This is a genomic window from Alkalibaculum bacchi (genome assembly GCF_937875145.1).
Taxonomy (GTDB): domain Bacteria; phylum Bacillota; class Clostridia; order Eubacteriales; family Alkalibacteraceae; genus Alkalibaculum; species Alkalibaculum bacchi_A.
Map to the genome: position 1 here is coordinate 1 of NZ_CALNCS010000229.1, position 7,686 is coordinate 7,686.

At 33.9% G+C, this 7,686-nt stretch carries 7 protein-coding genes; all 7 read left to right on the forward strand.

The features are described from left to right. Window positions 1–441: 441 nt before the first annotated feature. The 7 genes from Q7P22_RS13370 to Q7P22_RS13400 all read left to right on the forward strand — a co-directional run bounded on the left by Q7P22_RS13370 (window position 442) and on the right by Q7P22_RS13400 (window position 7,602). Window positions 442–1,059, forward strand: a complete 618-nt coding sequence (locus Q7P22_RS13370) for a DarT ssDNA thymidine ADP-ribosyltransferase family protein (protein WP_303864923.1) — start codon at window positions 442–444, stop codon at window positions 1,057–1,059. Window positions 1,060–1,072: 13 nt separating this feature from the next. Next, window positions 1,073–1,813: a hypothetical protein gene (locus Q7P22_RS13375; protein WP_303864924.1), complete on the forward strand. Its 741-nt coding sequence runs from the start codon at window positions 1,073–1,075 to the stop codon at window positions 1,811–1,813. 917 nt (window positions 1,814–2,730) lie between these two features. Then, window positions 2,731–3,015, forward strand: coding sequence for a hypothetical protein (locus tag Q7P22_RS13380; RefSeq protein ID WP_303864925.1), 285 nt, complete (start codon window positions 2,731–2,733; stop codon window positions 3,013–3,015). Window positions 3,016–3,156: 141 nt separating this feature from the next. Beyond that, on the forward strand, window positions 3,157–3,519 hold the full coding sequence (locus Q7P22_RS13385) for a hypothetical protein (RefSeq protein ID WP_369695543.1): 363 nt from the start codon (window positions 3,157–3,159) through the stop codon (window positions 3,517–3,519). A gap of 121 nt (window positions 3,520–3,640) precedes the next feature. Next, window positions 3,641–6,877, forward strand: coding sequence for a hypothetical protein (locus Q7P22_RS13390; RefSeq protein WP_303864926.1), 3,237 nt, complete (start codon window positions 3,641–3,643; stop codon window positions 6,875–6,877). Window positions 6,878–7,008: 131 nt separating this feature from the next. After that, entirely contained in the window at window positions 7,009–7,200 is a 192-nt protein-coding gene (locus Q7P22_RS13395; protein ID WP_303864927.1) for a hypothetical protein, read from the forward strand. Window positions 7,201–7,227: 27 nt separating this feature from the next. Next, complete coding sequence (locus tag Q7P22_RS13400) at window positions 7,228–7,602, forward strand: hypothetical protein (RefSeq protein WP_303864928.1); 375 nt, start codon at window positions 7,228–7,230, stop codon at window positions 7,600–7,602. Window positions 7,603–7,686 lie beyond the last annotated feature (84 nt).

The following is a 7,686-nucleotide window of genomic DNA, read 5'->3' on the forward strand; positions in this document are numbered from 1 at the left end:
ATAGTACTTGAACAAAATATAGATAAAGTAATCGAATATGAGTGTCCTAAATGTAGAACAGTTGAAAAGATAAAGATTACTTCTAAGAATAAGGGAAGATGTCAAAAGTGTAATAGTGATATTCAAATCACAATAGTTTTAGAATAAGAAATCCGATATCTTTATTAATAATTGATTTCTTGCATCTCAAATAGAAAGGAATTAAACCAAGTTAATGATTGGAGTTCATGGCTTGAAGGTGATTATAATTCAATTTATGAAACGTTTAACAAATGTAAATATAATCATCAAACGTTACCTATTGAGTTTCTGAAATATGATAGTTCAGGAATTCATCTATTAAACACTTTTTTGTTCGTAAATTTCATTTACGGGCAAACCCCATTGTAGTAGAATTATACTATAACCATAAATTACTATATTGGGAAGAGGGAATTTTATATGCGAAATGCTGTTAATGAGTATGGTGTTAGATTTTTGTTACATTTTACACAGGCGAGCAACTTATCAAGTATCTTTGAACATGGAATCCTTCCAATTACTGTTTTGCAATCAAGACGAATGGCTTATAACTGGAATGATACCTACAGGTTTGATGGTTGTCATAACGCTTCCTGTTTTTCCGTTGAGGTGCCAAATTACAAAATGTTCTACAAGTATAGATATCAAAACCCACAATTAGATTGGGTTGTATTAGGAATCAAAAAGGAATTATTATGGGAGAAGGATTGTGCATTTTGTGTGGAGAATGCGGCCAGTACATCAATTACTCAAACCTCTATTGAATCGAGGAAAGGGATTCAAGCATTTAGAAGATTATATGATCAATTCCCTAATAAACCAACCAGGAGAGAGTTGAATTTACCTACTGCTGTTCCAACCAATCCCCAAGCAGAGGTATTAGTATTTGGAAATGTCGAACCTTCATATATCTTCTCAGTTTGCTTTGAAGATACTATTTTACGTGATAAATACAGACAGTATGCTCCCAATACTGTAAATGTTGAAATACAGAAGTGGCTATATGAACCAAGACATGACTACGAGTATTGGAGATAAATAAGGAGGAATTATGGCAAAGAGACCAGTCTTTATCAGTAGTGTAAAAGAAAAAGGATATGTAAGCATACAGGAGATTGAATTTGAATGGTTTCCAGGTTTTTCGGTGAAGCAAAAACAAAGATCAATTGAGTCGTTTCATAAAAATTTTAAAGAAAAAAATCCTTCTTCAAATGTGTTAGAAATTTCCAGCAAGTCAGATAAAGAATTAGGTGTAGCTTTAAGTGCATTTAACTTAATGATAAAAACTAAAAAAAATAAAAAATTTAGTGTTGAAACCGCATTTCAAGCAAGTAAAGTTTTTGAGAAAGGTGGGCCTTTTTTAGATCTATATGATAAAACTTCAAAAGAAGCAAAGAAAGATCCAAGAATTAAAAATAGCGGGGAATTACTTTATTTTCAGTGTTTCGGAAGAAAATGGGAGCTTGAACCAAAGACATTTTTTTATGACTGGTTATATACTAATACATTATCTCATAATAAAGAACTAAGTAAAGAGGTAGTGCAATATGATGCCTTTACAGATATTGAATTTAATCCACACAAGTCCATTAATTGTCAAGCGAGATCAGTGGCTCTCTATGTTTCCTTATATAAAACAGGTTTGTTAGCAGTTGCTTTGTCATCAGTTGAGAAATTTAAAGAATTAGCATTTGGGCAACAAGACAATAACATAAAAGATGTAAAAATAAAAAATGTAAAAGTAGATAAAGAGGCGACTGAACAGCTAAGTATTTTTGATAAAATGGATTAATTGAAGAACGCTGTCATGAGCATTGCATTCGAAACAGACCACAAGTGCATATGTTTAGACCATCTAGTGCATTAAACAGATTGTTCAGTACATTGAAGTAGACCAGAGTTTACAGAGAGTCCCTAAATTAGGGACTCTCATAAATGTGCGCCCAGCATGGGCGCAATCTAGCGGGCAGTCCTAGGGGACATGTTTCATGAATTTACTATTTAGATACATAATTTGACTATTTTGATAGGATGATGGTATAAAAATGATCATTAATAAGATAGAAATGCTTTTCAGCTATCTTATTATATGAAAAAAGAGCAAAAAAAAGACATGGAAAAGATACCACATAGTTAATTAATAATGAAGAATGGGCAATTATTTAGTGGTGTGAATGATGTGGATGTATGATGCAGTTAAGCGACTCTGATCTTTTCTAGCAACTTAGGCAAGAGATCTTTATATTTCGATTCCTTGCTTAGTAGCTTAAATCCATTATTAGAGAGGCTGGCTACTCTTGAAAGGGTCAAGTTCCCAATTTCTTTATAGCTGTAGTCACATAAGCATCTCATTAGGAATACTGAGATTGCCTTAAAGTTAGTGACTTCATGATTGTATTTTATTTTGATAAAATGTGGATTATCTATATTGCATACCTGCGCGACGATTTCTATAACTTGTTGTGGTTTTAGTTCTCGGTAGTTGTATATTTCGAACGAATAAGTCCACTTTCACGGTAAACCAAGACCACCGTCACGGCAAAATAAGGCCAGGTTTACGAATTGCAGGGCCAGTGTTTTTTTATAATTAATTATGCTTATAATCATGTTGCGCACCTATGTGTGACATGATTATAAGGAGGTTCGATAATTATGGTTAATTATCGAGAGATTTTGAGACTGAAAAGTCTCGGTTACAGCCAACGCCAGGTGGCTTCAAGTGTACACAGTTCAAGAGATACTATTAGCGCTACCTATCGGCTTGCTGATATTCATGAACTGTACTGGCCATTACCAGAGGAACTATCAAATCATGCAATTCAGGATTTATTCTTTCCTGGAAGAAATGAAAGCACCCGTAGAACTCCAGACTATGCTTACATGCATAAGGAGTTAGCAAAACCAGGGGTTACCCTGACACTGCTATGGGCTAGGGACGTGCGAGGGACGTGGAATTTTGGGTCACAAAAGGCTGACTCTAATCGTGTGACTTGAAATGGTACAGCCCCATGTAACAACACAGAATACCCTAAGATTATTAATAACAAACATTTTAAGAGACTTCTTAGCCTACTAGAAGGAAAAAAGATTTTCTTTGGAGGGCAGTATAATGATAAAACCAATCAAATTTCTCCAATGGGTAATATACAAATTGAGGATGGGACACCTATTATTGAATATGCTATTGATTTCGATGTACTTAAGCAAGAGCTTTCCAATATTATTGTAGAAGGCAGCGAGGAACGCTATCAGTTCACTTGGCTAGATAAGAGACAAGCGATACTTACTGCAAATGCTCCAATAGCAAAAACATTACGCCCTTGTAGAGAAGAAAGCGTAGATTTTGATAATACAGAAAATTTATACATTAAAGGGGATAATCTTGAAGTACTAAAGCTTTTACAAGAAACTTATCTTGGCAAGATAAAAATGATCTACATTGATATAATCATGCAGAAAATGATACAATTTAATGAACCTCATAGGTACTGTGCATAAGGGTATGCAACGTACAAAAATGGTGTGCAATATTGAGTGGTAACATAATATAAGTCTGGGCTTAGATACTAAAATTCAAATTAACACGATTCAACTTTATTGAAGATACGAGGTGATTATTTTGAGTGAACAAAAAGATTTTTTTAGAAAAATTCACCCTGAACAGTTTTCAGACTCCAAAACAATCCAGGTTGGAAAGCTGGATCAAGACTTTTTTGATTTTTACCTTGAAACTTTAACAAGTAAGGGCTTAGAAAAGGAGTTCGAAAAATTTTGCAGACGGTTGGCAGAAGTTGAAATATGCCCAAATTTATTGCCGCAAACAGGACCTACTGGTGGTGGGGATAGTAAAGTTGATAGTGAAACTTATCCTGTATCTGAGTTGATTTCAGAGCGTTGGTATTATGGCAAGGGAGATAAAGGTGGTAAAGAGCGTTGGGCTTTTGCGATAAGTGCAAAAAAGGACTGGAAGCCAAAAGTTAAATCTGATGTAAAAAAAATAGCTGAAGTAAATGAAACAGTTGCACGTGACTATACAAAAGTATTTTTCATGACTAATCAATACGTATCAGATAAAAAAAGGGCTGATACAGAAGACTCATTGCGAAAAGAGTTTAATTTAGATGTGCGAGTACTTGATAGAACTTGGTTGCTCGAAAAAGTTTTTAATAGCTCGTCAAATAAGGAAATTGCGATAAATAGTTTTAATCTTTCCGATAGTTTCAAAGATGAAGTGAAAATTGGTAGTACAGATTATAAGCGAAAGCAGGAGCTAGACAAGATTGAAGAACAGATAAAAAACCCTGGTATTAAGCAATCAGGGTATGTTCCACTTGCAAAAAGAAGCCTAATACTAGCAAGACAACTTGAGCTCCCAGGAACTCATATTTGTGGACTAATCGATAGATATCAAAGATTTTCGGAAGAATATGGTACTGGAATAGATGTTGCTGATGCAATTTATGATGCAGCATGGACAATTTATTGGTGGTATCCGGATGATGAAGCTTATTATGAGTATTATAAAAAATATGAATCTCTTGCTATAGCTAGCGATAATGTCTACCTGTTTAGCAATTTAATTACGCTATATTTAAATTTATTTTCAATATCAATAAGAAGCCAACTAGAAATTGAAGAACATTCTAGTAAAATTCAAGAAAAATATCAACAATTTATAAGTGATCCATCAAAGCCAAATACTGCGATAGAGGCTAGAGCATCTTATCAGTTAATACGATTTTTTTTAGGTGATAGCATTGATGAAATTGTCGAAGAATTAATTGTAGTTCTAAACGATAGTAACGGGCATCTAGATTTAGATCTATATCCTTTAAACCGAGTTATTCAAGAATTTCCATTATTAGAAGAGGCTAAGCGTTATAATGAGCTGTTTGAGTTGGGTATTTCGATTATGAGCCAACAAGAGAAGGAAACAACAGCTGCATTGATGTTAGCAAGACGCGGACATTTCATAAAAGAAGAGAAGCCCTATGAGGCATTAGTATATTTTAGTCGTACTTTATTGAGTTTTTATAATGAGTCAAACAAAGAATATCTAATAAGCTCAGTGCTAGAAATGGCAGAAATTTTTGAGAGAACTGGTCTACTCTGGGCAGCGAGAAACTTTTACTATTATGACTTTTGTCTTTGCTTAAATCAATATATGAAATTCGGTGAAGTGTACCCTGCAATGTTTATATCCGCTAATGCTTTGAAGTTTTTAGAACTACGTTTAGGACAGATTATATACTCTAGTGAATTTGATTTTCTTGAAAATCTGGGTAGACATATTTATCCAGGGGAAATCAGTAACTCAGAAGAATCTCATGCTAACTATGATTATTTACTTGCAATACAGATATTAAGAACACCATTTGAGGTTATTAAACAGCTAGAAAAGTTTCCTTTTTATTTAAAGGAAAGAGGATTTCATTTTGCTAGTGCAGCAATTAAATATGAACTTGGATATTATGATGAAGATATTCTTGCAGACTTAAATGGGGATAAAATAGCTTTTGATGATTTGATGGGAAAATGGAAAAATCAGCCAGCTATAGAAAAAATGAACAATGAACCATGGTATGGATTTGAGAGACCATATATACTTAAAACCCGAGTTTTAGGTTGTTCGTTCGAGGTGTGGATTTCGAATTCCGTAGAGCACGGAGAAGTAGAGGTCGCAGCCACAATGTTGGCAACTATTGAAAGTTTCTTTGGAACAGGTATTTCAAAAGAGCTCATTTCATTAGCTGGAATAGTAAAAATTCACTTAAATTTTGATTCTGGTATGGATTGTTTGATAAAAGGGGACATACTTCATAATAAGCCTAATGAGATTGAGATTATATATAGGGATTATCAGAAAGAAAGTATTGTTGAGGATCAAGAACAGTTCGCTAATTTCCTGACTGAATTGTTAGGGATGGTGACAAGTATAATGTTCCCATATAAATCTGAAATGCAAAAAATAGAAAAGATGATAACAGAAGATTCAGCTCTTAGTCGTTCACATACATTTTCCAATAGTGTATTTTATGGGATGGAGATACTAGGTAAGAGTACATTTTCGTTTGAGACTGTAGTGGAAGAATTTGATTCTTTACCTGCACTGAGAACAGAGAAATCGAATGCTACAAAAGTAGTAGAAGCGGTTGAAACTAAAGATGATAAAACACCAAATCAGATTCACTACTCAATGCCTCCTGATGGTTTGGGTTTTGAAAATATAAGCCATGAAAATATCAAAACAACTACTACAATAAATATTTCTCTGTGGAATAAAAGTGAATGGAGAGGGGTTATCTTCTTAACTTTTATGGATGAAACAAGACCACCAGTCTTAGCTCCAATTTTCACTAAACCAATTTGCAAAGCAATTTTCGATGAGTGGATAGAGAATATTGGCAAAACAGATGATGAAGACATAATCGGTATAAAAATCATTAAAGGTATTGATATAAAAAATCCATTTTGGTATAGAGTTGTAATTGGCTCTACTAAATTTCCAGTATCAAAGGGAAATGAACCTATAATTATAGCACTACCATCACGGTTACACACTATGACTGTTGATAATAATGCTAATCTGTTAAGGTTCGAGAAAGCGCTATTTAAAGCTAATAATTATTACATTTGCCCTGCTATAATGACTTCATCAACAAGCCAACCTGAAATTATTTACGAGTTGATGATAAAGAAGAAAAAAACAAGTGTTTCTATCTGTGATGCATGGGAGATTGAGAATGATGATATCTTGGGGATTACTGGAATCCTCCCTACTGACAATCCAATAATTCCTGAAGGGAAGCAAGATGTACCAGTTTTAAAAGCTTTAAAGCGGAAACGAGAAAGATAATAATGCTAATAACCTATTTAAGACGATTAAAAAATATGTGTCCGTCCTAGAACACAGGATGGTCGGAAATAATAAGAAGAACCTGAAAATATGTTTTATAATAAGAGCGCTAAAGATAGAGAGGTGAGAAAATGAAAACAGAGAATGTTATTTTTTATAAGGGCAAAGCGCAAAATTTAGTTCCATTAGATGATATGAAAAAGGAGTTTGCTCAATGTTTTCAAGTTGAAAATCTCAATTTTCTAATTGGTTCGGGTTGTTCAAGCTATGTAACAGAGAGGGTCGAAAAGTCCATACCAACGATGTGGATTTTAGCTAAATAGTTTTTTGAAGAAAATCCTGATTTCTCAGTGCAAGGGGAAGCTCTTAAACAGCATCTTGAGAGCAACCTTGAGAGTATGCTTGATTATATGATTTCCGTAAGGTCAGTTAATCATGTTAGCGAGATTGAACCAAAAATTGATGAAAAGATAAAAGTTGTTCAAGGCTTTATACGTAACGAGATAATTGAAGGCATGAAGTGTGAAGATGTTAATGGCGTTTATAAGGAATTTTATCTCAAGATATTAAGGAAGAACAGGCGAAATCCAATTAATATTTTTACTACAAATTATGATTTATATTCTGAGAGAGCCCTTGACGAACTAGGTTTTTTCAGGGACGGAGAATCACGAGGGGCGTGGAATTTTGGGTCACAAAAGGCTGATTCTAATCTTGTGACTTGAAAAGTCCTGTCCCTCATAAACTCCCAAAAGTTATTAATTTTGCATTCTAAATTCTTAATTGTACGCGAATGGTAGTGACACTAA

What these genes read in the sequence shown, in the direction of transcription:
- Q7P22_RS13385 (WP_369695543.1), top strand. Translation starts at nt 3,157, where the DNA reads ATGGGTAATATACAAATTGAGGATGGGACACCTATTATTGAATATGCT.
- Q7P22_RS13370 (WP_303864923.1), top strand. Translation starts at nt 442, where the DNA reads ATGCGAAATGCTGTTAATGAGTATGGTGTTAGATTTTTGTTACATTTT.
- Q7P22_RS13375 (WP_303864924.1), top strand. Translation starts at nt 1,073, where the DNA reads ATGGCAAAGAGACCAGTCTTTATCAGTAGTGTAAAAGAAAAAGGATAT.
- Q7P22_RS13395 (WP_303864927.1), top strand. Translation starts at nt 7,009, where the DNA reads ATGAAAACAGAGAATGTTATTTTTTATAAGGGCAAAGCGCAAAATTTA.